Origin of the sequence: Modestobacter italicus, from assembly GCF_019799965.1 — a bacterium.
Taxonomy (GTDB): domain Bacteria; phylum Actinomycetota; class Actinomycetes; order Mycobacteriales; family Geodermatophilaceae; genus Modestobacter; species Modestobacter italicus_A.
The window spans coordinates 431,539-457,842 of sequence record NZ_JABGCJ010000004.1 but is presented as its reverse complement, the minus strand read 5'-3'; the positions used below and the strand labels follow the sequence as shown (position 1 = coordinate 457,842).

The following is a 26,304-nucleotide window of genomic DNA, read 5'->3' as shown; positions in this document are numbered from 1 at the left end:
CGAAAGCACGCGCGGTTTCGCGCGGACAAGCTCGCCTGTTCCCCGAACTGAGGACCTCTTCGATGACGAACCCCGTGGTCAGTGACCTGCTCGCCCGCTCGAACCGCCTCGGCGCGGACCCGCGGAACACCAACTACGCCGGCGGGAACACCTCCGCCGCCGGCACCGAGACCGACCCGGTCACCGGGCAGCCGGTCGAGCTGCTCTGGGTGAAGGGCTCCGGCGGCGACCTCGGCACGCTGACCGAGGGTGGCCTGGCGGTGCTCCGGCTGGACCGGCTGCGCTCGCTGGTCGACGTCTACCCCGGCGTCGACCGCGAGGACGAGATGGTCGCCGCGTTCGACTACTGCCTGCACGGCCGCGGCGGGGCGGCCCCGTCGATCGACACCGCGATGCACGGGCTGGTCCGCGCCGCGCACGTCGACCACCTGCACCCCGACTCCGGCATCGCCCTGGCCACCGCCGCCGACGGCGAGGCGCTGACCCGGGAGTGCTTCGGCGACCGCGTCGTCTGGGTGCCGTGGCGCCGTCCCGGCTTCCAGCTGGGCCTGGACATCGCCCAGATCGCGGAGGAGAACCCGCAGGCCATCGGGGCGATCCTGGGTGGCCACGGGATCACCGCCTGGGCCGACACCAGCGAGCAGTGCGAGGCCAACAGCCTCGAGATCATCGCGACGGCGGAGCGGTTCCTCGCCGAGCGCGGCCGACCGCAGCCCTTCGGGGCGCCGCTGCCGGGCTACGAGGCGCTGCCGGAGACCGAGCGCCGGGCCAAGGCCGCCGCGCTGCTGCCCGTCGTCCGCGGGCTGGCGAGCACCGACAAGCCGCAGGTAGGGCACTACACCGACACCGACGTCGTGCTCGACTTCCTGGCGTCGGCCGAGCACCCGCGGCTGGCGGCGCTGGGCACCTCCTGCCCCGACCACTTCCTGCGCACCAAGGTGCGCCCGCTGGTGGTCGACCTGCCGGCGTCCGCCCCGGTCGAGGACGTCGTCGCCCGGCTCAAGGAGCTGCACGAGGCCTACCGCGCCGACTACGCGGCCTACTACTCCCGGCACGCGGGCCCGGACTCCCCGCCGATGCGCGGCGCGGACCCGGCGATCGTGCTGGTGCCCGGCGTCGGCATGTTCAGCTTCGGCGCGAACAAGCAGACCGCCCGGGTCGCGGGGGAGTTCTACGTCAACGCGATCAACGTGATGCGCGGCGCCGAGGCGGTCTCCACCTACGCGCCGATCGACGAGAGCGAGAAGTTCCGGATCGAGTACTGGGCGCTGGAGGAGGCCAAGCTCGCCCGGATGCCGAAGCCCAAGCCGCTGGCCACCCGGGTCGCGCTGGTCACCGGCGCGGCGAGCGGCATCGGCAAGGCGATCGCCCAGCGGCTGGCCGCCGAGGGCGCCTGCGTCGTCGTCGCCGACCTGGACCTGGCCAAGGCCACCGATGCGGCCGCGGAGATCGGCTCGACCGACGTCGCGGTGGGCGTGGCGGCCGACGTCAGCGACGCCGAGGCGGTGGCCGCAGCGTTCCGCGAGGCGGTACTGGCCTTCGGAGGCGTCGACCTGGTGGTCAACAACGCCGGGCTGTCGATCTCCAAGCCGCTGCTGGAGACCACGGAGGCCGACTGGGACCTGCAGCACGACGTGATGGCCAAGGGCTCCTTCCTGGTCTCCCGCGAGGCAGCCCGGATCATGATCGAGCAGGGGATGGGCGGCGACGTCGTCTACATCTCCAGCAAGAACTCGGTCTTCGCCGGCCCGAGCAACATCGCGTACTCCTCGACCAAGGCCGACCAGGCCCACCAGGTGCGGCTGCTGGCCGCCGAGCTGGGCGAGCACCAGATCCGGGTCAACGGGATCAACCCCGACGGCGTCGTCCGCGGGTCGGGGATCTTCGCCGGCGGCTGGGGCGCCAAGCGGGCCGCGGTCTACGGCGTCCCGGAGGAGGAGCTGGGCCAGTTCTACGCCCAGCGCACCCTGCTCAAGCGCGAGGTGCTGCCCGACCACGTCGCCGATGCGGTCTTCGCCCTCACCGGTGGCGAGCTCACCCGGACGACGGGGCTGCACGTCCCGGTCGACTCCGGCGTCGCCGCCGCCTTCCTCCGCTGACGGCGGCCATGTTGGCCAACATGGCCGGTGGGGGCCGGGAGCTGAGCCTGGCGGCGGTGGACCTGGGGGCCTCCAGCGGGCGGGTGATGGTCGGGCGGGTGGGTCCAGGGCGGCTGGAGCTGCACGAGGTCAACCGGTTCGCCAACCGGCCGGTCCGGGTCGCCGGCACGCTGCACTGGGACGTGCTGGCGCTCTACGGCGGGGTGCTCGACGGCCTCCGCGCCGCCGGGCGGGACGCCGGGCCGCTGGACGGCGTCGGCATCGACAGCTGGGCGGTCGACGTCGGGCTGCTCGACGCCGACGGCGCGCTGCTGGGCAACCCGGTGCACTACCGGGACGCCCGGCACGCCACCGCCGTCCCCGGGGTGCACGAGCTGGTGTCGCCGGCCGAGCTGTACCGGGTCAACGGCCTGCAGCACCTGCCGTTCAACACGGTGTTCCAGCTCGCGGCGATGCGGCAGCTGGCCGGGTTCGGGCTGGCCCGGCGGGCGTTGCTGGTCCCCGACCTGCTGGCGTACTGGCTGACCGGGGCGGTCGGGGCCGAGGTCACCAACGCCTCCACCACCGGGCTGCTGGACGCCACCACCCGGCGGTGGTCGACCGACCTCATCGACCGGCTCCGCCTGCCGCACGAGCTGTTCCCGCCGTTGCGGCAGCCCGGGGATCGGCTCGGCGAGCTCACCGCCGACGTGCTCGCCGAGACCGGCCTGACCGGCCCGGTGCCGGTGACCGCGGTGGGGTCGCACGACACCGCGTCTGCGGTGGTCGGCGTGCCGGCGGCGTCCGAGCGGTTCGCCTACGTCTCCTGCGGCACCTGGTCGCTGGTCGGTGTGGAGCTGCCGGGCCCGGTGCTCACCGAGGCCAGCCGGGAGGCCGGGTTCACCAACGAGCTCGGGGTGGACGGAACGGTCCGTTACCTGCGCAACGTGATGGGCCTGTGGCTGCTGCAGGAGTCGCTGCGCACCTGGCAGGCGGCCGGGCTGCCGGCCGACCTCACCGAACTGCTGCACGCCGCGGCCCGCGAGCCGGCCTTCGGCGCGGTCGTCGACTGCGACGACGCCCGCTTCCTGCCGCCCGGTGACATGCCGGCCCGGATCGCGGAGGTGTGCCGGGAGACCGGGCAGACGCCGCCACAGAGCCAGTCGGCCACCGTCCGCTGCATCCTGGACAGCCTGGCGCTGGCCTACCGGCGCGCGGTGCGCCGGGCGGCCGAGCTCTCCGGGCAGGCCGTGGACGTCGTCCACCTGGTCGGCGGCGGAGCGCGCAACGCGCTGCTGTGCCAGCTCACCGCCGACGCCTGTGGGCTGCCGGTGGTCGCCGGGCCGGTCGAGGCGGCGGCGCTGGGGAACGTGCTGGTCCAGGCCCGCGCGGGCGGTGCGGTCAGCGGCGGGCTGGCCGAGATGCGGGCGCTGCTGCGGGACACGCAGCAGGTGCAGCGCCACACCCCGACCGCCGACGCCGAGCGGGCCTGGGCCGCCGCCGAGGCGCGGCTGCGCTGACCCTCCGGCCCGGCGGTCAGTCGCCGAGGATCGGCTCGTAGACCTCCTGGGTGCGGTCGAGCAGCTCCTGGAACTCGGCCGCGCCCTGGAACTCCTCGGGCACGTACTCCGCGCCCACCTGCTCGGCGATCGCCGGGTCGCCGTGCGCCGTCCGGAGGGCGTCCTCCAGCTCGGTGACGACCTCCTCGGGCAGGTCGGCGGGGCCGATGAGGCCGAAGGTCGACCCGGACAGGGTCAGCTCCGGGAACCCGGACTCGGCCAGGGTGGGGGTGTGCGGCAGCCAGGACAGCCGCTCCGCCGAGGAGACCGCCAGCGGCCGGAACTGGCCGGCGTCGATGTTGCTGGTGACGTCGGAGGAGGCGTTGATCAGCACCGCGTCGACGTTGCCGCCGAGCAGTGCCGTGGTCATCTCCGCGTTGCCGTTGAACGGCACGGCGGTGACCTCGACGTCGTGCTCCTCGGCCAGCCGCTGGAGCTCGATCGCCTGCGGGGTGGAGGCGCCGGGGACGCCGACGTTCAGGGCGCCGGGCTGCTCCTCCGCCGCGGCGACGAGGTCCGCGATCGTCGTGTACGGCGAGTCCGCCCCGACGGCCAGTACCGAGGGCACCTCGGTCATCACCCCGATCGGCGTCACGTCGTCCAAGGTGTAGCCGACCTCGTTGGCCAGCGGCGTGAGCACCAGGGTGCCGGCGGTGGCCAGCGAGAGGGTGTGCCCGTCGGGTTCGGCGCCGATCAGCTCCTGGGTGGCGATCGCCCCCGACCCGCCGGGCAGGTTCTCCACCACGACGGTCTGGCCCAGTTGCTCCTCCAGTGAGGCGCCGAAGGCGCGGGCGGCGAGGTCGGTGGGCCCGCCGGCCCCGTAGGGCACCAGCAGGCGGATCTCCTCGGTCGGGTACTCCGCGGCCGCGCCCGACGAGCCGGACGACGACTCCTCCGACCCGCAGGCGGTCAGCAGGCCGAGAGCGGCACAGGCGGTGAGAGCACGGGCGGTGCGGGACAGGGGCATCGTCGCCTCCGGGGTCGGGCGGTGCGGGTCAGTGCGGGTCGAGCTCGCCGACGTCGTCGGGGAAGCCGAGCCGGGCGGCGGTGACCGACTGCAGCTCCGTGCGGGTGAGCCCCGGGGCCATCTCCCGGACGACGAACCCGGCGGGGCCGACGTCCAGGACCGCCAGGTCGGTGTAGACCCGGTCGACCACCCCCGCGGCGGTGAGCGGATAGCTGCACCGGGGCAGCAGCTTCGGGCGGCCGTCCCGGGTGGTGTGCGTCGTCATCACCAGCACCCGCTTGGCGCCCACGGCCAGGTCCATCGCCCCGCCGACGGCCGGCGGCATGGTGGCCAGGTCGGTGATCCAGTTGGCCAGGTCACCGGTCTCGGAGACCTGGAAGGCACCGAGCACGGAGATGTCGATGTGCCCGCCGCGCATCATCACGAAGGCGTCGGTGTGGTGGAAGTAGCAGCCGCCGGGCAGCAGGGTGACCGGCTGCTTGCCGGCGTTGATCAGCTCCCGGTCCTCCTCGCCGGGCGCGGGGGCCGGTCCCATCCCGAGGATGCCGTTCTCGCTGTGGTAGACGATCTCCTTGTCCGGCCCGACCACGTCGCCGACCAGGATCGGCATGCCGATGCCCAGGTTGACGTAGGCGCCGTCGGGGATGTCGCGGGCCACCCTGCGGGCCACCGCGACGTCGCTCAGCGGGCGGATCACGACGCCGCCACCTCGACCACCCGGTCGACGAAGATGCCCGGGGTCACGACCGCCTCGGGGTCCAGGTCGCCGAGCTCGACGAGCTCCTCGACCTGCACCACCGTGAGCGCGGCGGCGGTGGCCATCGTGGGGCCGTAGTTGCGGGCCGCCTTCCGGTAGACGAGGTTGCCCCACCGGTCGGCCCGGTGCGCCTTGACCAGGGCGACGTCGCCGGGCAGCGGGTGCTCGAAGACGTGCGGGCGCCCGCCGATGGTGCGCACCTCCTTGCCCTCGGCCAGCAGGGTGTCCGCGCCGGTCGGGGTGAAGAAGCCACCCAGTCCAGCGCCCGCGGCGCGCATCCGCTCACTGAGCGTGCCCTGGGGCACGAGCTCCAGGCCGATCTCACCGGCTCGCCACAGCTCCTCGAACCAGATCGAGCCCATCGAGCGGGGGTAGGAGCAGACGACCGTGCGCACCCGCCGCTCCCGGATCAGCGCCGCGACGTCGCTCTCCCCGGCGCCGGCGTTGTTGGTGACCACGGTGAGGTCGCGGGCGCCCTGGTCGAGCAGGGCGTGCACCAGCTCCACCGGGACGCCGGAGTCGCCGAAGCCCCCGATCAGCACGGTGGCGCCGTCGGAGATCCCGGCGACGGCGTCGGCGAGGGTCGCCACCCGCTTGTCGATCACCGCGCCCCCTGGCGGCGGTACCAGCGCGTCTCAGTCGGCGAGGACATCGCGGAAGGTCTCCTCGGTCTCGGCGAACAGCTCACCGAGCCCGTCCGCGCCGATGAACTCCGCCGGCACGTACCGCTCGTCCAGCGCCCCGACGACCCCGGGCTCCTCGGCCGCGCTGCGCAGCGTGTCCTCCAGGGTCTGCACGACCTCCTCCGGCGTGCCGGCCGGGGCGATCACCCCGAACGTCGTGGTGCTCTGCACCAGCTCGGGGTAGCCGAGCTCGACGAACGTCGGGGCGTCCAGGTAGGGGAGCGGCTCGGGGCTGCCGACGGCCAGCACCCGCAGGTCGCCGGACTCGATCGCCGGCAGGATGTCCTGGGACAGGTTGGCGAACCCGGCGGTGACGTTGCCGCCCAGCAGCGCGGTCTGCACCTCCGCGTTGCCGTTGAACGGCACGACGGTGAGCGGGACGTCGTAGAGCTGGGTGATCCGCCGGGTCTCCGCGGCGTGGGTGTTCGTCGCCCCCGGGGTGCCCACGGTGACCGCCTGCGGGTCGGCCCGCGCGGCGTCGAAGAGGTCCTCCAACGACTCGTACGGCGAGTCGGCCGGGACGACGATCCCCGACGGCACCTGGGTGACCACGCCGACCGGCGCGAAGTCCTCCCGGGTGTAGCCCACCTCGTTGGACAGGTAGTTGAGCACCGCTGTGGGCAACGCCGTCATCGACAGGGTGTGGCCGTCGGCGTCGGCGGCGATCAGCTGCTGGTACGCGGTGGCACCGGAGGCGCCGGGGGCGTTCGTGACGACGACGGTCTGGCCGAGCTCGCCCTCCATGTGCGCGGCCAGCGCCCGGGCGGCGATGTCGGTCGGGCCGCCGGCCGTGTAGGGCACCAGCAGCTCGATGTCATCGGTCGGGTACTCCTCCGGCGCCTCCGCGGAGCCCCCACCGCCGCCCCCGCAGCCGGTCAGCGCGGTGCCGGCGAGCAGCAGGACGGCGAGGGTGCGGCGCGCGGTCATCGTTCTCCCGGGGTGGTGGAGGAGGGGGTGTCGGTGGTCGAGTCGGCGCCGGGGCTGCCCTCGGCGGTGACCTGCCGGTCGGCGTCCGGGCCCGGCTCGTCGGTCTCGTCGACGTCGGCGGGGTCGACCCGGCCGAAGACGGCCTTGCGGCGCCGGCTGGTGATCGCGCTGACGATGATGATCAGCGCCATGAAGGCGAACATGCCGCCGGAGATCGGGCGGGTGACGAAGATGTCGAAGCTGCCGCCGGAGATCAGCATCGACTGTCGGAAGGCCCGTTCGAGGATCGAGCCGAGCACGAAGGCGAGCACCAGCGGGCCGGGCTCGAAGCCGGTCTTCTTCATCAGCCAGCCGATGACGCCGAAGCCGAGCACGACCCACATGTCGAACACGTTGTTGTTGACCGAGAAGACGCCGGCCATGGTCACGAGCAGGGCGAACGCGGCGAGGATGCCGGCCCGCACCCGCAGCATCTGCACGAAGACGCCGACCAGCGGGATGTTCAGCGCCAGCAGCATCAGGTTGCCGATCACCATCGAGGCGATGACGCCCCAGAAGATCTCCGGCTGCTGCTCGATCAGCTGCGGCCCAGGGGTGATGTCCTGCACCAGCAGGGCGCCGAAGATGAGCGCCAGCACCACGTTGGGCGGGATGCCGAGGGTGAGCAGTGGGATGAACGCCGAGGTGGAGGAGGCGTTGTTCGCCGTCTCCGGCCCGGCGACGCCCTCGATGGCCCCCTTGCCGAAGCGGCTGGGGTCCTTGGCCCGGCGCTTCTCCATCGCGTAGGAGGCCAGCGAGGAGACCACCCCGCCGCCGCCGGGGAGCACGCCGATCGCGAAGCCCAGCACCGAGCCGCGGCCGATGGCCCCGGCCGAGTCGCGGAAGTCCTTCCGGGTCGGCCAGATCCCCTTGATCTTGGAGGTGACCGCCTGGACCTTCTCGGTCCGCTCCAGGCTGTGCAGGATCTCCCCGACGCCGAACAGGCCCATCGCCACCGCGACGAAGTCCAGGCCGTTGAAGAGCGAGACCTCACCGAACGTGAAGCGTGCGGTGCCGGTGATCGGGTCCAGGCCGATGGTGGCCAGCAGCAGGCCCACGGCGGCCATCGACAGGCTCTTCAGCACCGAGCCGGTGCCCAGGTAGGTGACCAGCAGGATGCCCAGCACGGTCAGCGCGACGTACTCCGGCGGACCGAAGGAGACCGCCAGGTCGGCCAGAGGGGGCGCCAGCAGGACCATCCCGACCACCGAGACCGTGCCGCCGATGAACGAGCCGACGGCGGCGATGCCCAGCGCGGGCCCGGCCCGGCCCTGCTTGGCCATCTGGTAGCCGTCGAAGGTGGTCACCACCGACGCGGCCTCGCCGGGCAGCCGCAGCAGCACCGAGGTGATCGTGCCGCCGTACATCGAGCCGTAGTAGATGCCGGCCAGCAGGATCACCGCGGTCACCGGCTCGACCGTGTAGGTGATCGGCAGCAGCAGGGCGATCGTCGCCGTCGGGCCGAGCCCGGGCAGCACCCCGATGACGGTGCCGATGAGCACGCCGAGGAAGACGTACAGCAGGTTGGTCGGGTCCAGGGCCACGGAGAAGCCCTGGAGGATGCCGTTCCAGCTGTCCACGTCAGCCCCCGATCACGGCGTCGACGAGGCCGTCGGGGAAGGGCACGCCGAGCGCCTCGACGAACAGCAGGTACATGACGGCGGTGCCGCCGACGGCGAGGACCAGGGTCATCCGCCAGGACTCCCCGCCGAAGACCCGCAGCCACAGCAGCAGCATCAGGAAGGCCGCGACGACGAAGCCGAACGTCTGGAACAGCAGGATGAAGACGCCCAGGCTGACCAGCCCGGCGATGATCCGCACCGTGCCGCGGGTCCACGGCTCGTAGTCCTCGGCCGGGTCGAGCAGGACGAGGACGGCGGCGGTGCCGGTCAGCAGCAGCGACACGATGAACGGCCAGAGCCCCGGCCCGGGCGCGGTCAGCTCGCCCAGGCCCAGCCGGCGGGAACCGAACACCGCCGCCACCCCGAGGGCGAGGAGCAGCAGCGGCGCGACCCGGTGCAGCCGCAGCCAGCGGTGCCCCCGGCTCGCCGTCCCCTCGGTCCCGGTCCCGGACGCCGCTGTGGAGCCGTGCACGTGCTCACCTCGTCCTCGTCGACGCTGCGTGTGACCCAGGACACTAGGGCGGGCTTTGAGAGTGGTCCAATACGGAATGGCCCACTGATCCAGACCAGTGGTGCATGAGTGGGGAGGGGCCCGATGGAGCTGCGTCACCTGCGGGCCTTCGCCGCCGTGGCCGACGAGCTGCACTTCGGCCGGGCCGCCGCCCGGCTGCACACGGCCCAGCCGGCGCTGAGCCAGCAGATCAAGCACCTCGAGCAGGACGTCGGGACGCTGCTGCTGGAGCGCACCACCCGGCAGGTGCGGCTGACCGGGGCCGGGGTCGTCTTCCTGGAGCACGTCCGCCGGGTGCTGGCCGAGGTCGACCGCGCGCGGGAGTCGGTGCTGGCCACCGAGCGGGGCGCCCGCGGGGAGATCCGGGTCGGGGTGACCGGGGCGATCACCTGGCGCCTGCTCCCGCGGATGGCCCGCACCTACCGGCTGCGCTACCCCCTGGTGCGGCTGGACCTGCACCCCGCGGTGTTCAGCGGCGCCCAGGTCAGCTCGCTGCTGGACGGGCGCATCGACGTGGGGTTCCTGCGCGCGCCGGTGCCCGACGGGCCGCTGGCCAGCCGGGTGATCCTCAACGAGCCGCTGATGGCCGTGCTGCCGCTGGACCACCCGCTCGCCGGGGAGCCCGCCGTCGACCTGGCCGACCTGTCCGCGGACCCCTTCGTCACCTACCCCTCGCGGCACGGCTCGGCGCTGCGCGACGCGGCCGTGCACGCCTGCTTCTCGGCCGGCTTCACCCCGCGGGTGGTGCAGGAGGCGCCGGACACGCACACCGTGGTGGCCCTGGTCGGTGCCGCGGTCGGGGTGACGCTGATGCCGGCCTCGGCCGAGCAGCTGCAGCTCGAGGGGGTGGTCTTCCGGCCGATCTCCGGCGGGGTCGACGTCCGGGTGCCGATCGCGCTGGCCTGGCGGCGGGAGGACCCCTCCCCGGTGCTGGCCGGCTTCCTGGCCACCGCCGAGGAGGTGCTGCCCAGCCCGGCGGGGTAGCGCCGGCGCCGTCCGGGCGGTGGACGCCCGGACGGCACCGGCCGGTGGGTCAGTCCTGCAGGATCGGGCCGTAGGCCTCGACGATCTCGTCGATCCGGTCGGCGAAGGCGGTCGAGCCGATGAACTCGTCGGGCACGTACTGCTCGCCGAGCCGCTCCTGGGTCTCCGGCTGCTCCAGGCAGCTGCTGACCGTCTCCTCCAGGGTGCTCACGACGTCGTCCGGTGTGCCGGCCGGGGCCGCCAGGCCGAACACCGACACGCTGCTGGTCAGCTCCGGGAAGCCGGACTCGGCCAGCGTGGGCACGCCCTCCAGGTAGTCGACCTGCTCGGCCGGGCTCACCGCCAGCGGCACGAAGCTGCCGGCGTCGACGTTCTGCAGCACGTCCTCGGAGGCGTTGATGAACACGGCGTCCACGTTGCCGCCGAGCAGTGCCGTGGTCATCTCGGCGTTCCCGGTGAACGGCACTGCGGTCAGCTGGACGTCGTACTCCTCGGCCATCCGCTGCAGCTCCATCGCCTGGGACGTCGTCGCCCCCGGCACGCCGACGTTGAGCTGGCCGGGGTTCTCCTCGGCGTACTGGAAGAACGCCTCGGCGTCGGCGTACTCGGAGTCCTCGCCGACCGCGAGCACGGAGGGGATCTCGGTGACGGCGGCGATCGGGACGTAGTCCTCGTTGGTGTAGCCGACGTCCTGGTTCAGCGGGTTGGTCGCGGTGGCCGGGACGGCGATCAGCGACAGGCTGTAGCCGTCGGCGCCACCGGCGAGCATCGCCTGCATGCCGAGCGACCCGGAGGCGCCGGGACGGTTCTCCACCACGACGGTCTGGCCGAACTCCGTGGTGAGGCAGTCGCCGATGGTCCGCGCGGCCAGGTCGGTCGGGCCACCCGCCGCGTAGGGGACGTAGAGGGTGATGTCGTCGGTCGGGTAGTCCGCCGCGGCGGCGTCGTCCCCACCACCACCTCCCGTCGCGGGCTCGTCCTCGGAACCGCCGCAGGCGGCCAGGGTGAGCGCGGTCGCGGCGAGGAGTGCGGGAAGGGTGAGCCGGCGTCGTTGCATCGGTTGTCCTCCGTCGGTGGCGGGCAGCAGTGGCCTGGCTCACTGTGCCCTGCGTCACCGGGGGGTGCTCGGCCGCTGGATCACGGTCGGGCAACGATCGAGGCGCGAACCGGGATGCCACCGCCGACGAGGAACTCGCCATACCCGTCCCGTGGCCCCAGGTAGACGGTCACGATGTGAGGGGCGGTCGCACTGGCCGCCGCCCTCAGTTCTTCGAGAGCCTTCGGGTTGCTGACCTCGATCTTGACTCCGGCGTAGTGAATCTGCGGCATGGCAAGAACACGTCCTCTGTGGTTGTCGTTCCTAGCGGCCACGAGCCCGTGCAGTTCGGGCGCCGACCATCATGCCCGGCGGTTGTGTCGATCAGCCTCGCCATGATCCTTCGCAGCTTGGCGCGGCAGGCGGCTGGCTCGCCTTCATGCTCCCGCCCATGGGGCGCACGAGTCAGGTGTGACTGTTGAAGCGATTCGCCCGTTGTTCACTCACCAAGGAAACGCCGACGCGAAGTGCACTAAGCCCGATTCCAGACGATTCGGACCCGTTGACTCCTGCGACCACTGGGCGTGACCTGTTCCTCACAGGGAGCTCGACAGGGAGCCTCTGTCCAGGGCTCGCTCTGGCTGAGATTGGGACAGCTAGTCATGAAGACCATCACACGACTGCTTCTCACCCTTGGGCTGGCCGTCGCCGCCCTGGTCGCGCCGGTCGGTACCAGCATGGCGTCGGCCGCCGTCGCCGGCCAGTGGTACGACAGCGAGGGCACCTTGCGGCCCACTGTCTACTACACCAACGAGCTGGGCCGAGGGAACGACCTGACGGCCAACTCCGCGGTTCCCTTCGGCGCCGTCGTCTCCGACGTCAGCTTCAACTGGTCGATGCAGTCAGCGCCGCCCTCGGGCACCAGCCTGCACGTCTACCTGTGCTGGGGCCCGACCGACGACTACTGCACCGACGTCTCTCCCAGCTACAACACCCAGTCGTACTCGGGTAGTACTTCTGACTTCGCTGGGCTGCCGGCCGATGAGTCGTTCCACTTCCTTAGCTACCTGGCCTCGAGCACGAAGCGCTCGCTCGCGCCGAACTACTACCAGGCTCAGTCGGTGGGGATCACGGTCAACTACACGTCCTGACCGGGCCGTCAGGCCGACTCTGCGCGGTGCCGATACCCCCAGATGATTGGTGTCGGCACCGCGCAGAACCGTTAAGAGGAAGGCGATCTAGTGATCAGTTCCAACTTCTCACTATCAGCATCAGCTGCCCCGACTCTCGCTCAGGAGATCACACCCAGCGCGGGGACCACCGACCGCTGGAACGGGAAGCCCAACAACCTCGCGAATTTGACCGACGGAGACCGCGCGCTGATCAAGGACGCCCTTGGCCTTGACCTCAACGCCGACGGGGTCGACTCAAAGGGGCATGCACTGGCACCCATGCTGGTGCACATCATGGCCATCGATCGCGCACAGGGGCGCTTGCCGGCCAATCAGCCGATCACGGCCGGCTACCTGCAGAACCTCCTCGCGGACAACGCCAACAGCTCGGACTTCGCCGAGCTCAAGGCCGGCGTCGATAAGTTGATCGAGGCCCTAGGCAGGCGCAACCCCGCCAGTCGGCCCGAACCTGCGGCTGTCGGGCCGGTGCTCACCTCGGCATGGTCAACCGCGCGTACAACCGACCAGGGCTCGTGAAGTCGCGGTCGCCGTCCAGGGTTGCGGGTAGCCGCTAACGCCCCTTGTGGACCGTCACGGGCCAGAATGCTCCTCCGGCCACCACGTGAGCCGTGTCACGCTCCAGACGTCCTGGACGACTGGCAGAGTGCCGTCATGGCAGCCACGACGCCCCCGGCCCTGCACGTCAAGCCCGGCACCGAGTGGGCGGCGGTGCTGGGCCGCGCCGCCGAGCTCGCCCCCGAGGCGTTCGGCACCGACCGGCTGCACAACCTGGTGGACGGCGCCTGGCGGCCGATCGGCAGCCCCGAGCCGATGGTCACCCCGGTCGACGGCACCAAGCTCATCGGCCTGCCCCGGCTGTCCGCGGGCGAGGCCCAGCACGCCGTCCTGACCGCTGCCGCCGCACACCGGGAGTGGGCCCGGACGCCGCTGGCCGAGCGCAAGGCCCGCGTCACCGCAGCCGTCGAGGCGATGGCCGCCGCCCGTGACGAGCTGGCGCTGCTGCTGGCCTGGGAGATCGGGAAGCCGTGGAAGCTGGCCTGCGCCGACGTCGACCGGGCGCTGGACGGCGTGCGCTGGTACGTCGAGGAGATCGAGACGATGCTCGGCGACCGCGCTCCGCTGGCCGGCCCGGTGTCCAACATCGCCAGCTGGAACTACCCGATGTCGGTGCTGGTGCACGCCGAGCTGGTGCAGCTGCTCGCGGGCAACGCGGTGCTGGCCAAGACCCCGTCGCAGGGCGGGGCGGCCTGCCTGACCCTGGCCCACGCGCTGATGGCGCGGGAGGGGCTGCCGGTCACCCTGCTGTCCGGCGGGGGTGCGGAGCTGTCCAGCGTGCTGGTCCGCTCCCCGGAGATCGGTGCGCTGGCCTTCGTCGGCGGCCGGTCCAACGGCGGCAAGGTCGCCGCCGACCTGCTGGACACCGGCAAGCGGCACATGCTCGAGCAGGAGGGGCTCAACGCCTGGGGCATCTGGGAGTTCTCCGACTGGGCCGGGCTCGCCGCGCACCTGAAGAAGGGCTTCGAGTACGGCAAGCAGCGCTGCACCGCCTACCCGCGCTACGTCGTCCAGCGGGAGCTGGTCGACCAGTTCCTGGCCACCTACCTGCCGGTCGTGCAGTCGCTGCGGTTCGGCCACCCGCTGGCCGTCGAGGCCGACGGTGACGACCTCCCGACCCTGGACTTCGGCCCGGTGATCAGCGCCGCCAAGGCCCAGGAGCTGGGCCGCCGGGTGGACGACGCCATGCACCGCGGCGCCGTCCCGCTGTACCGGGGGCGCGTCTCCGACGGCCGGTTCATCACCGGGCAGGACACCTCCGCCTACGTCGCGCCGGCCGCGCTGCTCTCACCGGCCGGGGCCAGCGCGCTCATGCACGCCGAGCCGTTCGGGCCGATCGACACCATCGTCGTGGTCGACTCCGAGGCCGAGCTGCTGGCGCAGATGAACGCCTCCAACGGCGCGCTGGTCGCCAGCCTGGCCTGCGACGACGAGGACAAGGCCCGCCGGCTGGCCCGGGAGGTGCAGGCGTTCAAGGTCGGCATCAACAAGCCCCGGTCCCGCGGTGACCGGGCCGAGCCGTTCGGGGGCCGCGTCGCCTCGTGGCTGGGCTGCTTCGTGGGCGGCGAGCTGCTGGTGCAGGCGGTAACCCAGGGCCCGGAGAACGAGCTGCTGTACGGCAACTTCCCCGAGCACTCGCGCTACCCCGCCGCGATCTGAACGCCCCGCTCAGGCGCTCTGCCGGACCACCAGCTCGGAGTCGAACAGGGTGGCCGGCGTGCGGTCCCGGTCGAGGAGGCTGCCGGCCGCGTGCGCGGCGATCTGCTCGACCGGGTGGGTCGCGGTGGTCAGGGCCGGGCCGCTGAACGCGGCCAGCGGCAGGTCGTCGAAGCCGGTCACCGCGACGTCCTCCGGCACGCGCCGGCCCAGTGCGCGGAGCGCCTGGATCGCGCCCAGGGCGGTCTCGTCGCAGATGGCGTACAGGGCGTCGGTGTCCGGCCAGCGGCGCAGCGCCTCGACGGCGCCCAGCCGGCCGCTGTCGGTGGTGAAGTCCCCGGCCAGCACCCGCTCGGGCAGGCCGGCCGCCCGGACCGCGGCCCGGTACGCGGCCACCGGGCGGTCGGCGCAGGGCAGCCACGGCGGCCCGGCCAGCATCGCGATCCGCCGGCGGCCCGAGGTGAGCAGGTGGGCGGTGAGCGCGGCGGCGGCCGCCGTGGTGTCGACGTCGACCAGCGGGACGTCGGCGGAGCCCGCACCGATGGAGACCACCCGCCCGGCCAGCCGGGGCGGCAGCGCGGCCAGCACCCGGCGGGTGGTGTTGACCAGCACGACACCGGCGACCGAGCGGTCCCGGGCCAGCGCCTCGAGCGTGGGCTCCGGCGCCGCCAGTGGCAGCCACTGCAGCGCGACCCCCAGCTCGTCGCCGGCGCACCGCTGGGCGGCCGAGCCGACCACCCGGGAGACGTAGGGGCAGTCGACGAGGTCGGTGGGGGAGGCGCTGGTCACCGCGACGACGAGCCGGGTGCCCCGGCCGTGCACCAGCGCCCGGGCGACCGGGTCGGCGGTGTAGCCCAGTCGCTCGGCGGCGGCGCGCACCTTCTGCGCGGCGTCGGCGGAGGACGGCCCGGACCCGGTGAGCACCCGGGACACCGTGGCCCGGGAGACCCCCGCGGCGCGGGCCACGTGCTCGATCGTCACCGCGGGCCGGTGGTCCTGACGCATGGCACCCACCCTGTCACCGGCCGGGCGGCTCCGGGGGCCTGTAGGCGCTGGAACCGCTCTCAGCCCGGTCTGAGAAGGTCGACGTCATGACGTCACCGGAGCCACGGGCCCCTCGAGAGCGGCAGATCGGCCTGTTCCTGCTGGGGATCGCCGTCGTCCTGCTGGTCTCCTCGGTCACCTGGTTCGGCAGCGACCGTGGCGGGATCGGCATCGCCCAGGTGGCGGTCGGCCTGGTGGTGGCGGCGGTGGGCGGCCTCCTGGTGCGTCGGGCGCAGCCGCGCTGACACCCGTCGCCCGTGGGCCTCGGCGGCCAGCTGGCGCATCGCGATGACCGACGCGGGCTCCCCGGTCACCGGCCGAGCTCGCTGACCGGCACCTCGGCGAGCAGGGTGCCGTCGGTGGCCAGGAAGCGCACCGCGGCGGCCGCCGGGCCGTCGCCCGCGGTGCCCACCCCGGTGCCGGTCACCAGCGGCAGGGTGGTCAGGAGCGAGCCGTCGGCGTCGAGCACCTCCGCCCGGACGGCGTCCGCGGGGCCGTGGAGCGCGAGGTCCCCGCCCAGCGGCACCGCCAGCAGCTGGTCGGTCAGTGGGGTCCCGGCGGGCCGCGGGTCGGCGGTCGAGCTCGAGCTGGTGGTCGTCCCGTCGGCCTGCTGCTGAGTGGAGCCCACCACCAGCGTCGTGGCGCCGGAGCGGAACGTGACACCGGCCAGCACCATCTCCCCGCGCCCGTCCGCGGTCGGCCCGGCGGTGAGCAGCACCGTGCTCGCGCCCTCCAGCCCGGGGCCGTAGGCGCTGAGCGGGAGCTGCAGGGTGTTCTGCACGGTGTCCTCGGAGACCCGCGACCCCACCCCTCGCGGGTCGGCGATCCCCTCGATCGGGGCCCAGGCGGCGGCCTCGGCGCGGTCGGTGAGCACGTAGCTCATCGAGTCCAGCTCCTGACCGTTCCGCGAGACGACGACCTGCAGGCTGCGCGCCGACGCGCGGGGGTCGCTGATCGCCCCGGCGGCCACGCCGTCCTCCCCGGGCAGCTGCCGGCGGTCGACCTGCTCCTCACCGGCCGCGGTCACCGTGGTGCCGGCCACGTACTCCACGCTGTCGCCGGGCAGCCCGACCACGACCAGCACGCCGGACGACCCGCCGTCCGGGACGTCGACGAACGCCAGCGGCTGGTTGCGGACCAGCCGCTGGACGCCGGTCGCCTGGGTCAGCTCGCCGGGCTCCGCGCCGGCCGGGCCGGTGAACCAGGTGCCGCTGAGCCGGCCGTCGACCTCACCCAGCACGAAGGCGATCCGCACTCCGGCCTCGTCACCGGCCCAGGCCACCCGGTGGCTCTCCACCGGCGGGGGTGTGTCCGGGTCGAACTCGTCGGCCTGCCACGGCAGCGCGGCCACCGCCTGCAGCCAGGCGTCGTCGCCGGCGAGGTCGCCGCGGGGAGGCAGGTCGTAGAGGCTCTGCGTGCTCACCCCGCGGGACGGTGCGGCGACGTCCTGCGTCGTCCCGGTGTCGGGGAGCAGGCCGCGCAGCACCGGTACCGACCCGAAGACCAGCGCGACGGCCAGCCCGACGCCGACCACCGCTGCCCGCTGGCGGCGCTGCCGGCGGTGTCGCAGCCGGGTGCGTGCCGCCAGGTCACCGGGGGCGCGGGGGGTCGGGCGGGTGGCCAGGTGGGACCGGAGCTCGGTCTCGACGTCCAGCAGGTCCATCTCAGCGCTCCTCGAGGGCACGGGCGGGCAGGGCGGCGCGCAGCCGCGCGAGCCCCCGGGTGGTCTGGCTCTTGACGGTGTTGACCGAGCAGCCCAGGGCAGCGGCGGTGGCGGCCTCGCCGAGGTCCTCGCCGTAGCGGAGCACCAGGACCGCGCGCATCCGGGGCGGCAGCGTGGCCAGCGCGGTGGCCATGGCGTCCCGCTCGGCTAAGACGTCGGTCTGGTCGTCCTCGGGGGCGTCGTGCGCCGGGAGGGCGACGATCTCCTGGGTGGTGCGGCGGCGGCGCCAGCTCGCGGCGCTGGTCACCAGCACTCGGCGCACGTAGGGGTAGGCGTCCTCGCCGGAGATCCGGCCCCAGTGCCGGTAGGCCTTGAGGAGCGCGGTCTGCAGCAGGTCCTCGGCGTGGCCGCGGTCGGCGGTCAGCAGGAAGCCGACTCGCAGCAGGTCGTCGGAGCGTGCGGCGACGAACGCCTCGAACGCTTCCTCGTGCTCGGCTCGCACCGGTCTCCCCCCGTCGTCGTCACCCTCTATGACGCGGTGGACCGGCCGGGGAGGGTGCCTCCGTGACCTGATCGTGACCATCTGGCGTTCTCGGGGGCGACCCGGCAGTGTGACCGGTGACACATCGAGGAGCGGAGGCGGCCGTGCAGATCAGCAGGGAGCAGTTGGTCCAGGTGCTGCGCACCGAGGGCGACAACGACACCGCGGACCGGGTGGAGGCGGACCTGCCGGAACAGATCGACACCGACCGGGACGGCGACGCGCTCGCCGCGGCCGGGCTGGACCGCACGCAGCTGATGGCCAAGTTGGCCGGCGGCTCGTTCGGCGGCACGCTGGCCCCGTGACCGGTGGGCCCGCCGGTGCGCAGCGGGCCCACCGGCATCAGCCGGCGAAGGGGCGCTCGCGGGCCAGTTCCTCCTTGGCGACGCCACGGACGTGCACGGCGTCCGGGCCGTCGACGATCCGCAGCGTGCGGGCGCTGGCGTAGAACCGGGCGAGCACGGTGTCGCCGCTGACCCCGGCGCCGCCGTGCAGCTGGATCGCGCGGTCGATGACGTCCAGCGCCACCCGCGGTGCGGCCACCTTGATCGCGGAGATCTCGGTGCGGGCGCCCTTCGCGCCGAACCGGTCGATCAGGTCGGCGGTCTGCAGCACGTAGAGCCGGGCCTGGTCGATCTCGATGCGGGACATCGCGATCGACTCGCGCACGGTGCCCTGCTCGGCCAGCGGCCGGCCGAACGCCACCCGGCTCTTCGCCCGCTCCACCATCAGCGCCAGCGCGCGCTCGGCCATGCCGATCGCCCGCATGCAGTGGTGGATGCGGCCGGGCCCGAGCCGGGCCTGGGCGATCATGAAGCCGTCGCCCTCACCGGACAGGATGTTGGACACCGGCACCCGGACGTCGGTGAAGCGCAGCTCCGAGTGCCCGTGCTGGTCCTGGTAGCCGAACACCGGCAGGTGCCGGACGATCTCCAGGCCCGGGGTGTCCCGGGGCACCAGCACCATCGACTGCTGGCGGTGCGCGGCGCCCTCGGGGTCGGTCTTGCCCATCACGATGAAGATCTCGCAGCGCTCGTCGGCGGCGCCGCTGGTCCACCACTTGCGCCCGTTGATCACGTACTCGTCGCCGTCCCGGACGATCGAGGTCTGGATGTTGCGGGCGTCGGAGCTGGCGACGTCCGGCTCGGTCATCGCGAACCCGGAGCGGATCTCCCCCTCCAGCAGGGGGGTCAGCCAGCGGGCCTTCTGCTCCTCGGTGCCGAAGAGCATCAGGGTCTCCATGTTCCCGGTGTCCGGGGCCCCGCAGTTGGTCGCCTCCGGCGCGAGCACCGGCGACCAGCCCATGATCTCGGCGATCGAGGCGTACTCGAGGTTGGTCATCCCCCCGAGCTCGTGGTGGAAGAGGTTCCACAGGCCGCGCCGACGCGCCTCGGCCTTGAGGTCCTCCACGATCGGCGGGTGGGCGTGGTCGTCGTGGCCGCGTGCGGCGCGCCACTCGTCGTAGACGGGCTCAGCGGGGAAGACGTGCTCCCGCATGAAGTCCCACATCCGGCCACTGACGTCCTCGGCCTTGGCGGAGAGGGTGAAGTCCATGTCCGGACGTTAGCGCCGGACGTGACGTGCGACTTACCGGGGTCTGGCATCGGGGGCCGGACGCGCGACCGCCCGGACACCAGCAGGTGTCCGGGCGGTCGCGACGGAGCAGGTGCGCCGGGTGGATCCCCGGCTTCGCGGTCAGCGGCGCAGGGACTGGTCCGACCCACGGGCGGTGTCCACGGTCTTCACCGGGCCCAGCGCGATGGCCAGACCGGCGATGACGCTGGCCAGGTGCAGCCAGTTGTCGGCCCAGTTGATGCTGAGGAAGTTGAGCGGCTCGTCCTCGCCCGCGGCGAACAGGCCGTAGACGAACGCGGCGCCGTAGCCGACGGCCAGCAGCCACCCGTACGTGCGGGCGGTGCTGAGCTTCCGGGCCAGCGCGATGCCGGCCAGGCCGATCACCAGGTGCACGATGTTGTGCAGCGGGTTGATCGAGAACCCGAGCAGCGTCTCGTCGGTGTGCGCGGCGAAGTCGTCGAACCCGGTGATGAAGAACCCGACGATGCCGACGAGCGTGTAGATGACACCGATCGCCATGGCCAGCATCTGTGGCCAGGTCATGCCTCGGCTGCCGGCGCCGGGCAGGTCTGCGTTGGACATGAGTGCCTCCGTCTTGTCTGCGGCCCGCCAGGTCTCAGCGGGTCATCACAGGGGGTTCCCAGGTACCCGACACGAAAACGACCGCCACCCGAACGGGTGACGGTCGTCATCGATTCGCAACCTCAGGCCGGGCGGGGCGTCGCCTTCGGCCGGCGGACGACGAACGGCCCGATCGCCAGCAGGTCGACCGGCGCCGAGCCGAAGCACTCCAGCGCGTCGCGGGGGTCGTCGACCATCGGCCGGCCGGCGGTGTTCAGGCTGGTGTTCACCACCACCGGGATGCCGGTGCGCCGCTCGAACGCCGAGATCATCCGGTGCACCAGCGGCTGGGCGTCGGCGTCGATGGTCTGGATCCGCGCCGTCCCGTCGACGTGGGTGACCGTGGGGATGCGGGTCTTCCATTCCGGCGCGACGTCGTGCACGAAGAGCATGTACGGCGAGGGGATCGGGCCGCGGCTGAAGATCTCCGGCGCCTTCTCCAGCAGCACCATCGGCGCCACCGGGCGGAACTGCTCGCGCCCCTTCACGTCGTTCATCCGCTCGAGGTTCGCCTCGAAGCCGGGGTGGGCCATCAGCGAGCGGTGGCCCAGCGCGCGCGGACCGTACTCGCTGCGGCCCTGGAACCAGGCGACGATCCCGTTGTCGGCCAGCACCTCGGCGACCGCTTCGGCGACGTCGTCCGGACGCTCGTAGTCGATCGCCGCGGTGACCAGCACCTGCTCGATCTCCTCGTCGCTCCAGCCCCGGCCCAGCGCGGCGCCGGGCATCGGCTGGGTCTCCTCGCCGAGCTCCCGGGCCACGTGCAGCGCGGCGCCCAGCGCCGTCCCGGCGTCGCCGGCGGCGGGCTGCACCCATACCTGCTCGAACGGGCTCTCGGCCAGGATGCGGGTGTTGGCCACGCAGTTGAGCGCGGTGCCGCCGGCCAGGGTGAGGGTCTTCTCCCCGGTCTGCTCGTGCACCCAGCGGGCCAGGTCGACCAGCACCTCCTCCAGCCGGGTCTGGACGCTGGCGGCCAGGTCGGCGTGGTCGGAGGTCCACTGCTCGCCCTTGCCCAGGCGCGGGGCGAACTCGGAGTAGTCGATCTCCTCCGTGCGGAAGCCGCCGTCGTCGGTGGCCCGGATCAGCTCGGTCAGGTCGCCCAGGAACCGCGGCTTGCCGTAGCTGGCCATCGCCATGACCTTGAACTCGTCGGAGCTGCGCAGGAAGCCCAGGTGGTCGGTGAGGTCCTCGTACATCAGGCCGAGGGAGTGGGGCAGTGCCTGGCCGGCCAGCACCTCCAGCTGGCCGTCGACGTAGCGGCCGGCCAGGTGGCTGTGCGCCTCACCGCGACCGTCGAGCACCAGCACCGCGTTGTCCCGGCGCCCGGCGTGCCCGGGGGCGGCGAGGCCGGCCGAGGCCGCGTGCGCGACGTGGTGCTTGACGAACCGGACCCTGGCCGGGTCGAGCCCGGGCAGGGCGTGGGCGAGGAACTCCGGGGCCATCTCGGCGTACTTCTTGCGCATCACGTCGCCGTCGTCGAACAGCCCGGACTCCTCCGGGGTGCCCATCAGCGCGGGGTCGAAGGAGTAGGCGACCGCGTCGAGCTCCTCGGGCCGGATGCCGGCCTCGCGCAAGCACCAGGCCGCGGCCAGCTCGGGCAGCTCCCAGGCGCTCCACGGCAGGGGCCGCTTGCCGTGCTTGCGCCGGCTGAAGCGCTCCTCCTCCGCCGCGGCGACGACCTGACCGTCGACGACCAGCGCCGCCGCCGGGTCGTGGTAGATCGCGTTGATGCCCAGGACCTTCACGTACGCACTCCTCCCGGCCGGGCTCCATCGGCCCGGTCCACCGCTCATGATCACGCCGAGGGTCGGTCGGCGCACGCCGAGCGGCGCGGATCACCCGTCCGTGCGCGCCCGCAGCAGCTCGTTGTCCAGCACCGCCTGCAGCGCCAGGGTCTTGTAGCCGACCTCCTCGAACAGGACGACGACCCGGTCGTCCTCGTGCCGCATCACGACGCCGGGGCCCCACTCGGAGTGCTCGACGACGGCGTCCACCGGGAACGGGTGGTCGGCGTCGGCGGTGTGCTGCTCCTGGGAGAGGCCCGCGCTGCAGTTGTCGCAGTTGCCGCAGGGCTCGTCGAGCTGCTCGCCGAAGTAGCCGAGCAGGAACTGCCGTCGGCAGCCGGTGGTCTCGGCGTACCCGCGCATCATCTCGATCCGGCTCTCGTCGACCTTGATGCGGTGCTCGGCGAGCTCGCGGGCGGCCGCCGCGGCCTCGCCCGGCGGTGGCGCGTCGGGGGCGGGGGCCGCCGTCCCCTCGTCGTCCAGGACGACGGCGCCGGCCTGCTCCAGCAGGTTCAGGTCGCGCACCAGCGGGGTCGCGGCCCGGCCGGTCTCCTCGCGCAGGTCGGTCACGTCGACGCCGTCCATCCCGGCGGCTGCCCCGGCCTGGACCAGGCCGGCGACCTGCTGCAGCTCCTCCTCGGCCGGGGCGCCGGCCGCGAAGAACCTCCGCAGGCCCAGGTCCTCCTGGCGGTAGACCAGCACGGCGAGGGCCGGCTCGCCGTCCCGGCCGGCGCGGCCGATCTCCTGGTAGTAGCTGTCGATCGAGTCGGCGGGCTCGGCGTGCACCACGAAGCGGGTCTCCGGCTTGTCGATCCCCATGCCGAAGGCGGTGGTGGCGACGACGACGTCCAGCTCGTCGGCCATGAACTGCCGCTGGACCTCCTCGCGGTCGCTCTTCCGCAGCCCCGCGTGGTAGGCCCGGGCGCGCAGCCCGCGCTCGGCCAGGGCGTCGGCGAGCTCCTCGGTGCTCCGGCGGGTGGCGCTGTAGAGGATCCCGCTGCCGCGGCCGGTCAACTCGGTCACCCGGTCCAGGACGGCGGTGTGCTTGCCGTGCGCGTCGGCGTGCTGCTCGACCTCCAGCCGGATCTCCGGCCGGTCGAACCCGGCCACCACGATCGCCGGGTCGGTCATCTCCAGCCGCTCGACGATCTCGGCGCGCACCGGGGGAGCGGCGGTGGCGGTCAGCGCCAGCACGGTGGGGTGGCCCAGCTGCTGCACCACCCCGCCCAGGCGCAGGTAGTCCGGGCGGAAGTCGTGGCCCCAGGCGGAGACGCAGTGCGCCTCGTCCACCACGAACAGCGCCGGTGCCGAGGTGCGGATCGCCTCGACGACCTCCGGCTTGGCCAGCTGCTCGGGTGCCAGGAAGCAGTAGCGGACCGTTCCGTCACGCAGGCCGTCCAGCACTGCCTGGTGCTCCAGCGCCGAGAGGCCGGAGTTGAGCACCGTGGCCCGTCCGACGGCCTCCTCGCCCAGCTGCTCCAGGCGCTGCATCTGGTCGCGCTGCAGCGCGATCAGCGGGGAGACGATCAGCACCGGCCCGTCCAGCAGCAGGCCGGCCACGGTGTAGACCGCCGACTTGCCGGCGCCGGAGGGCAGCACGGCCAGGGTGTCCCGGCCGGCCGCGACCGCCTTCATCGCGTCCTCCTGGCCGGGGCGGAACTCCGCGTACCCGAGGACCTCCCGCGCGGTCTCCCGGATGCGCCGGGTGCGGACGGAGGCGGAGCCGCCGGCCGTGGTCTTGGGGTCGGCGGAGGGCTGCTCCGGGTCGGCAGGACGCTGGGCGGTCGCGGTCACCGACGCCGTCTGCCCGACCCCCGCGATCGACAAACGGTGCCCAGCCTGCGACGGGGGTCACCGCCAGGTGGGCAGCCAGTACCGCAGGTCGAGGTGGTCGGTCGTCAGGGGGAGGCCGAACCAGACGGGGGCGAAGAAGGCGAAGGCGGCGACGGTCAGCGCCAGCAGGCCCAGGCCGAGCACGCGGGGCCGCGGGCTGAGCTGCACGGCGTGCACCAGGGCGAGGGCGAGGAAGGGCACGGCCGGCACCAGGTAGAAGGAGTAGCCGGGCTTGCCCGCGGCCAGCCAGGGCAGCCACAGCGCCAGGAGGACGACGCCGATCGTGGCCGCCACGCCGTCCCGCCGGGCCACCGACCGCCACAGCAGCACGGGGGCGGCGAGCAGCGCCGGCCACCACAGCGCGGGGCTGCCGAGCAGGACGATCCGGGCCTGCGTCCCGGTGGGCACGACGCAGCCCTCCTCGACGTGCTCGGTCGTCGTGCACTTCTCCAGGTAGACCAGCACCGGCCGCTGCAGCCACGGCCAGCCCAGTGGATCGGACCGGTAGGGGTGGGTCGCCTCCAGTCGCTGGTGGTAGCCGACCAGGTTGACCTGGGTGTCGACCCAGGTGTCCAGTCGCTCCCCGACCGACGCGCTGCACTCCCTGTCACCGCACGCACGCGCACCGGCCTGGCTGTCGGCGTAGTTGAGGAACCAACCGGTGAAGCTGGCCAGGTAGACGGCGGCCGGCAGCACCAGGAAGGCCAGCGCGGCGCCGGCGCCCACCGCCAGCCCGCGGCGGACCGCCCCGCCCATCCCCCGTGACCGGCCGGCGAGCTCGGTGCCGAGCACCAGCAGCCCGGCGGCGCCGACGGCCAGCAGGCCGGACCACTTGGTCGCCACGGCGAGGCCCAGCGCGAGCCCCGCCAGCCAGCGGTACCGGGAGCCGACGAAGGAGCTGCGCAGCGACTCCCCGGCCCGGCGGTCCGCGCGGCGGGCGTCCCGGTCGACGAGCACGAGCCACAGGGCCAGGACGACGAAGAGCCCCAGGACGGCGTCCAGCATGGCGATCCGGCTGCTGGTCAGGGCCAGGCCGTCCAGCGCCACGAGGACGGCGGCCAGTGCGGCCGCGGCGGGGTGCGGGAACAGTCGCCGTCCGATGGACCAGGTCAGCAGCACCGTCAGCGCGCCGGACAGCGCGACGCCGACCCGCCAGCCGAACGGGGTGTAGCCGAAGGCCTGGATGCCCAGCGCGATGACCCACTTGCCCAGCGGCGGATGGGCCGGGCGGCCCTCCTCCACGCCGCGGGTGACGTAGTCGTACGCGTCCTCGGCGTAGTAGACCTCGTCGAAGTACAGCCGGTCGGGGTCGCCGAGGTCCCACAGCCGCAGCGCGGCGGCCAGCAGGAACAGGGCCAAGGGGATGCCCCGCGCCCACAGCGGGCGGCGCCCGGAGGCGCCGCCCGCTGGTCGGTCTCGTCCCGCGGGTGCGGGAGCGACGAGGGTCAGTTGTCGGTCTCGGTGCTGAACTCGGTCTCGGTCTCGGTGTCGACCTCGGTCTCGGTCTCGACGACCTCTTCCTCGGTCTCGGTCGAGGTCTCGGTCGGTTCGAGGGTCTCGGTGACCTCGGTCTCCGACTCCTCGGTCTCGGTGACCTGCTCGGTCTCGGTGACCTCGACCTCGCCGGCGTCGTCGCCGCAGGCGGCGACCCCGAAGACCATCAGGCCGGAGAAGGAGGCGGCAGCGACGCCGCGCGTGAGCTTGTTCATGAGGTGCTCCTGAGTGCTCGGGTTGGCGGTCGCATCAGCCATGTCCGCACTCCTGCCGACTACACGAGAATGCGCATTACATTTCTGTCACGTGTATTCCTCCATTGATCAGTTTGTCGGGAAATGATGTTGACCATTCACGTGTCCCGCCCGGCGTGGCTGGGGACTGCCTGGGGGGTGACCTCAGCGACGGTGTGCGTCTGCATCCCCACCTACCAGGAGCGCGAGAGCCTGCCCCGGACCGTGTCCGCGGTGCTGCGCGCCGCCCCCGACGCGCACGTGCTGGTGATCGACGACAACAGCCCCGACGGCACCGGTGCGCTCGCCGACCGGATCGCCGCCGACGACGCCCGGGTGCACGTGCTGCACCGGCCCGGCAAGGCGGGGCTGGGGCCGGCCTACGTCCAGGGCTTCCGCTGGGCGCTCGACCAGGGCTACGACGTCATCGCCCAGATGGACGCCGACGGGTCACACCGTCCCGCGGACCTGCCCCGGCTGCTGGACCGGCTGGGCACCGCCGACGCCGTCCTGGGCTCGCGCTGGGTGCCGGGCGGGAGCGTGCGGGACTGGTCGCGGCGGCGCGAGCTGCTCAGCCGCGGGGCGAACCGCTACGTGCAGGTCGCCCTCGGCCTGCCGCTGGGTGACGCGACCGGGGGGTTCCGGGCCTTCCGCCGGCGGGCGCTGGAGTCGGTGGACCTCTCGGCGCTGCAGTCCCAGGGCTACTGCTTCCAGATCGACGTGGCCCGGCAGCTGTGGTCCGGCGGGGCGCGGGTGGCCGAGGTGCCGATCGTCTTCGCCGACCGTGAGTTCGGGCAGAGCAAGATGAGCGGCCGGATCATCCGGGAGGCCCTGGTCCGGGTCGGCATCTGGTCGCTGGCCTCGCTGCGGCCCGCGCCGGCGGCGGCCCGTCCGGTCCGGGGGCGGGCCCCGGTGCTGCACCTCCGCCGCGCCCTGGCCTGACTCGGGG

At 73.1% G+C, this 26,304-nt stretch carries 26 protein-coding genes; 9 read left to right on the top strand and 17 right to left on the bottom strand.

Translation table 11 applies throughout. The features are described from left to right. Positions 1 to 62 precede the first annotated feature (62 nt). Both HLA93_RS12815 and HLA93_RS12810 read left to right on the top strand, forming a co-directional pair. Entirely contained in the window at positions 63 to 2,099 is a 2,037-nt protein-coding gene (locus HLA93_RS12815) for a bifunctional aldolase/short-chain dehydrogenase (RefSeq protein WP_222194752.1), read from the top strand. 20 nt (positions 2,100 to 2,119) lie between these two features. Then, positions 2,120 to 3,598 (top strand): rhamnulokinase, encoded by a 1,479-nt coding sequence (locus tag HLA93_RS12810; RefSeq protein WP_246626420.1) that lies wholly within the window; start codon positions 2,120 to 2,122, stop codon positions 3,596 to 3,598. Positions 3,599 to 3,614: 16 nt separating this feature from the next. On the opposite strand, the gene HLA93_RS12805 is transcribed toward HLA93_RS12810, so the two are convergent. Genes HLA93_RS12805 through HLA93_RS12780 form a run of 6 tightly spaced genes read right to left on the bottom strand, consistent with a single transcriptional unit; the run spans position 3,615 to position 9,104 of the window. Next, positions 3,615 to 4,604 (bottom strand): tripartite tricarboxylate transporter substrate binding protein, encoded by a 990-nt coding sequence (locus HLA93_RS12805; protein ID WP_222194751.1) that lies wholly within the window; start codon positions 4,602 to 4,604, stop codon positions 3,615 to 3,617. A 28-nt stretch (positions 4,605 to 4,632) separates the two neighbouring features. Next, positions 4,633 to 5,301 (bottom strand): 3-oxoacid CoA-transferase subunit B, encoded by a 669-nt coding sequence (locus tag HLA93_RS12800; protein WP_222194750.1) that lies wholly within the window; start codon positions 5,299 to 5,301, stop codon positions 4,633 to 4,635. After that, positions 5,298 to 5,966 (bottom strand): 3-oxoacid CoA-transferase subunit A, encoded by a 669-nt coding sequence (locus HLA93_RS12795; protein ID WP_222194749.1) that lies wholly within the window; start codon positions 5,964 to 5,966, stop codon positions 5,298 to 5,300. Before HLA93_RS12795 ends, HLA93_RS12800 begins: the two co-directional genes overlap by 4 nt. Before the next feature lie 30 nt (positions 5,967 to 5,996). Further along, positions 5,997 to 6,971, bottom strand: coding sequence for a tripartite tricarboxylate transporter substrate binding protein (locus tag HLA93_RS12790; RefSeq protein ID WP_222194748.1), 975 nt, complete (start codon positions 6,969 to 6,971; stop codon positions 5,997 to 5,999). Then, the gene (locus HLA93_RS12785) at positions 6,968 to 8,590 is read right to left on the bottom strand and encodes a tripartite tricarboxylate transporter permease (protein ID WP_222194747.1); all 1,623 of its coding nucleotides are present in this window, start codon (positions 8,588 to 8,590) and stop codon (positions 6,968 to 6,970) included. The genes HLA93_RS12790 and HLA93_RS12785 overlap by 4 nt, the downstream gene beginning before the upstream one ends. A gap of 1 nt (position 8,591) precedes the next feature. Then, complete coding sequence (locus HLA93_RS12780) at positions 8,592 to 9,104, bottom strand: tripartite tricarboxylate transporter TctB family protein (RefSeq protein WP_308128098.1); 513 nt, start codon at positions 9,102 to 9,104, stop codon at positions 8,592 to 8,594. 123 nt (positions 9,105 to 9,227) lie between these two features. Between HLA93_RS12780 and HLA93_RS12775 the strand changes: the two genes are divergently transcribed. Further along, on the top strand, positions 9,228 to 10,127 hold the full coding sequence (locus HLA93_RS12775) for a LysR substrate-binding domain-containing protein (protein ID WP_222194746.1): 900 nt from the start codon (positions 9,228 to 9,230) through the stop codon (positions 10,125 to 10,127). 49 nt (positions 10,128 to 10,176) lie between these two features. Here the strand turns inward: HLA93_RS12775 and HLA93_RS12770 are convergent, their stop codons facing one another. Together HLA93_RS12770 and HLA93_RS12765 are read right to left on the bottom strand one after the other, a co-directional pair. Beyond that, positions 10,177 to 11,184, bottom strand: coding sequence for a tripartite tricarboxylate transporter substrate binding protein (locus HLA93_RS12770; protein ID WP_222194745.1), 1,008 nt, complete (start codon positions 11,182 to 11,184; stop codon positions 10,177 to 10,179). Positions 11,185 to 11,264: 80 nt separating this feature from the next. Further along, the gene (locus HLA93_RS12765) at positions 11,265 to 11,456 is read right to left on the bottom strand and encodes a hypothetical protein (protein WP_222194744.1); all 192 of its coding nucleotides are present in this window, start codon (positions 11,454 to 11,456) and stop codon (positions 11,265 to 11,267) included. A gap of 369 nt (positions 11,457 to 11,825) precedes the next feature. Here HLA93_RS12765 and HLA93_RS12760 point away from each other — a divergent pair, with 369 nt between their 5' ends. The 3 genes from HLA93_RS12760 (at position 11,826) to HLA93_RS12750 (ending at position 14,570) form a co-directional block, all read left to right on the top strand. After that, positions 11,826 to 12,314: a flagellar protein FlhE gene (locus HLA93_RS12760; RefSeq protein WP_222194743.1), complete on the top strand. Its 489-nt coding sequence runs from the start codon at positions 11,826 to 11,828 to the stop codon at positions 12,312 to 12,314. A gap of 207 nt (positions 12,315 to 12,521) precedes the next feature. Beyond that, positions 12,522 to 12,872, top strand: coding sequence for a hypothetical protein (locus HLA93_RS12755; RefSeq protein WP_222194742.1), 351 nt, complete (start codon positions 12,522 to 12,524; stop codon positions 12,870 to 12,872). Between the two features lie 135 nt (positions 12,873 to 13,007). Then, positions 13,008 to 14,570 carry an aldehyde dehydrogenase family protein gene (locus tag HLA93_RS12750; protein WP_222194741.1) on the top strand — a complete coding sequence of 521 codons (1,563 nt, stop codon included), beginning with the start codon at positions 13,008 to 13,010 and terminating at the stop codon, positions 14,568 to 14,570. A 9-nt stretch (positions 14,571 to 14,579) separates the two neighbouring features. Here HLA93_RS12750 and HLA93_RS12745 read toward each other — a convergent pair whose 3' ends face one another. Beyond that, positions 14,580 to 15,572 carry a LacI family DNA-binding transcriptional regulator gene (locus HLA93_RS12745; protein WP_222194740.1) on the bottom strand — a complete coding sequence of 331 codons (993 nt, stop codon included), beginning with the start codon at positions 15,570 to 15,572 and terminating at the stop codon, positions 14,580 to 14,582. Between the two features lie 86 nt (positions 15,573 to 15,658). On the opposite strand from HLA93_RS12745, the gene HLA93_RS12740 reads away from it, so the two are divergent. Continuing rightward, entirely contained in the window at positions 15,659 to 15,856 is a 198-nt protein-coding gene (locus HLA93_RS12740; protein WP_222194739.1) for a hypothetical protein, read from the top strand. 65 nt (positions 15,857 to 15,921) lie between these two features. On the opposite strand, the gene HLA93_RS12735 is transcribed toward HLA93_RS12740, so the two are convergent. Then, on the bottom strand, positions 15,922 to 17,274 hold the full coding sequence (locus HLA93_RS12735) for a hypothetical protein (RefSeq protein WP_222194738.1): 1,353 nt from the start codon (positions 17,272 to 17,274) through the stop codon (positions 15,922 to 15,924). 1 nt (position 17,275) lies between these two features. Continuing rightward, on the bottom strand, positions 17,276 to 17,776 hold the full coding sequence (locus HLA93_RS12730) for a SigE family RNA polymerase sigma factor (protein ID WP_308128097.1): 501 nt from the start codon (positions 17,774 to 17,776) through the stop codon (positions 17,276 to 17,278). Between the two features lie 143 nt (positions 17,777 to 17,919). Between HLA93_RS12730 and HLA93_RS12725 the strand changes: the two genes are divergently transcribed. Then, entirely contained in the window at positions 17,920 to 18,120 is a 201-nt protein-coding gene (locus HLA93_RS12725) for a hypothetical protein (protein ID WP_222194736.1), read from the top strand. 37 nt (positions 18,121 to 18,157) lie between these two features. Here HLA93_RS12725 and HLA93_RS12720 read toward each other — a convergent pair whose 3' ends face one another. From HLA93_RS12720 to HLA93_RS12695, 6 genes are all read right to left on the bottom strand, one after another. After that, on the bottom strand, positions 18,158 to 19,369 hold the full coding sequence (locus HLA93_RS12720) for an acyl-CoA dehydrogenase family protein (protein ID WP_222194735.1): 1,212 nt from the start codon (positions 19,367 to 19,369) through the stop codon (positions 18,158 to 18,160). 141 nt (positions 19,370 to 19,510) lie between these two features. After that, positions 19,511 to 19,972, bottom strand: coding sequence for a DUF4383 domain-containing protein (locus tag HLA93_RS12715; protein ID WP_222194734.1), 462 nt, complete (start codon positions 19,970 to 19,972; stop codon positions 19,511 to 19,513). A gap of 122 nt (positions 19,973 to 20,094) precedes the next feature. Next, entirely contained in the window at positions 20,095 to 21,756 is a 1,662-nt protein-coding gene (locus tag HLA93_RS12710) for a carbamoyltransferase family protein (RefSeq protein ID WP_222194733.1), read from the bottom strand. 90 nt (positions 21,757 to 21,846) lie between these two features. Continuing rightward, on the bottom strand, positions 21,847 to 23,589 hold the full coding sequence (locus HLA93_RS12705; protein ID WP_222194732.1) for a RecQ family ATP-dependent DNA helicase: 1,743 nt from the start codon (positions 23,587 to 23,589) through the stop codon (positions 21,847 to 21,849). Positions 23,590 to 23,646: 57 nt separating this feature from the next. After that, positions 23,647 to 24,987 carry a phospholipid carrier-dependent glycosyltransferase gene (locus HLA93_RS12700; protein ID WP_222194731.1) on the bottom strand — a complete coding sequence of 447 codons (1,341 nt, stop codon included), beginning with the start codon at positions 24,985 to 24,987 and terminating at the stop codon, positions 23,647 to 23,649. Positions 24,988 to 25,073: 86 nt separating this feature from the next. Then, positions 25,074 to 25,379 carry a hypothetical protein gene (locus tag HLA93_RS12695; RefSeq protein WP_222194730.1) on the bottom strand — a complete coding sequence of 102 codons (306 nt, stop codon included), beginning with the start codon at positions 25,377 to 25,379 and terminating at the stop codon, positions 25,074 to 25,076. Positions 25,380 to 25,514: 135 nt separating this feature from the next. On the opposite strand from HLA93_RS12695, the gene HLA93_RS12690 reads away from it, so the two are divergent. Beyond that, a complete protein-coding gene (locus tag HLA93_RS12690) occupies positions 25,515 to 26,297 on the top strand; it encodes a polyprenol monophosphomannose synthase (RefSeq protein WP_222194729.1) in 783 nt (260 codons plus the stop codon). The last annotated feature ends 7 nt before the right edge of the window (positions 26,298 to 26,304 follow it).

What these genes read in the sequence shown, in the direction of transcription:
- HLA93_RS12815 (WP_222194752.1), top strand. Translation starts at nt 63, where the DNA reads ATGACGAACCCCGTGGTCAGTGACCTGCTCGCCCGCTCGAACCGCCTC.
- HLA93_RS12810 (WP_246626420.1), top strand. Translation starts at nt 2,120, where the DNA reads ATGGCCGGTGGGGGCCGGGAGCTGAGCCTGGCGGCGGTGGACCTGGGG.
- HLA93_RS12805 (WP_222194751.1), bottom strand. Translation starts at nt 4,604, where the DNA reads ATGCCCCTGTCCCGCACCGCCCGTGCTCTCACCGCCTGTGCCGCTCTC.
- HLA93_RS12790 (WP_222194748.1), bottom strand. Translation starts at nt 6,971, where the DNA reads ATGACCGCGCGCCGCACCCTCGCCGTCCTGCTGCTCGCCGGCACCGCG.
- HLA93_RS12775 (WP_222194746.1), top strand. Translation starts at nt 9,228, where the DNA reads ATGGAGCTGCGTCACCTGCGGGCCTTCGCCGCCGTGGCCGACGAGCTG.
- HLA93_RS12770 (WP_222194745.1), bottom strand. Translation starts at nt 11,184, where the DNA reads ATGCAACGACGCCGGCTCACCCTTCCCGCACTCCTCGCCGCGACCGCG.
- HLA93_RS12765 (WP_222194744.1), bottom strand. Translation starts at nt 11,456, where the DNA reads ATGCCGCAGATTCACTACGCCGGAGTCAAGATCGAGGTCAGCAACCCG.
- HLA93_RS12760 (WP_222194743.1), top strand. Translation starts at nt 11,826, where the DNA reads ATGAAGACCATCACACGACTGCTTCTCACCCTTGGGCTGGCCGTCGCC.
- HLA93_RS12750 (WP_222194741.1), top strand. Translation starts at nt 13,008, where the DNA reads ATGGCAGCCACGACGCCCCCGGCCCTGCACGTCAAGCCCGGCACCGAG.
- HLA93_RS12745 (WP_222194740.1), bottom strand. Translation starts at nt 15,572, where the DNA reads ATGCGTCAGGACCACCGGCCCGCGGTGACGATCGAGCACGTGGCCCGC.
- HLA93_RS12740 (WP_222194739.1), top strand. Translation starts at nt 15,659, where the DNA reads ATGACGTCACCGGAGCCACGGGCCCCTCGAGAGCGGCAGATCGGCCTG.
- HLA93_RS12735 (WP_222194738.1), bottom strand. Translation starts at nt 17,274, where the DNA reads ATGGACCTGCTGGACGTCGAGACCGAGCTCCGGTCCCACCTGGCCACC.
- HLA93_RS12720 (WP_222194735.1), bottom strand. Translation starts at nt 19,369, where the DNA reads ATGGACTTCACCCTCTCCGCCAAGGCCGAGGACGTCAGTGGCCGGATG.
- HLA93_RS12715 (WP_222194734.1), bottom strand. Translation starts at nt 19,972, where the DNA reads ATGTCCAACGCAGACCTGCCCGGCGCCGGCAGCCGAGGCATGACCTGG.
- HLA93_RS12695 (WP_222194730.1), bottom strand. Translation starts at nt 25,379, where the DNA reads ATGGCTGATGCGACCGCCAACCCGAGCACTCAGGAGCACCTCATGAAC.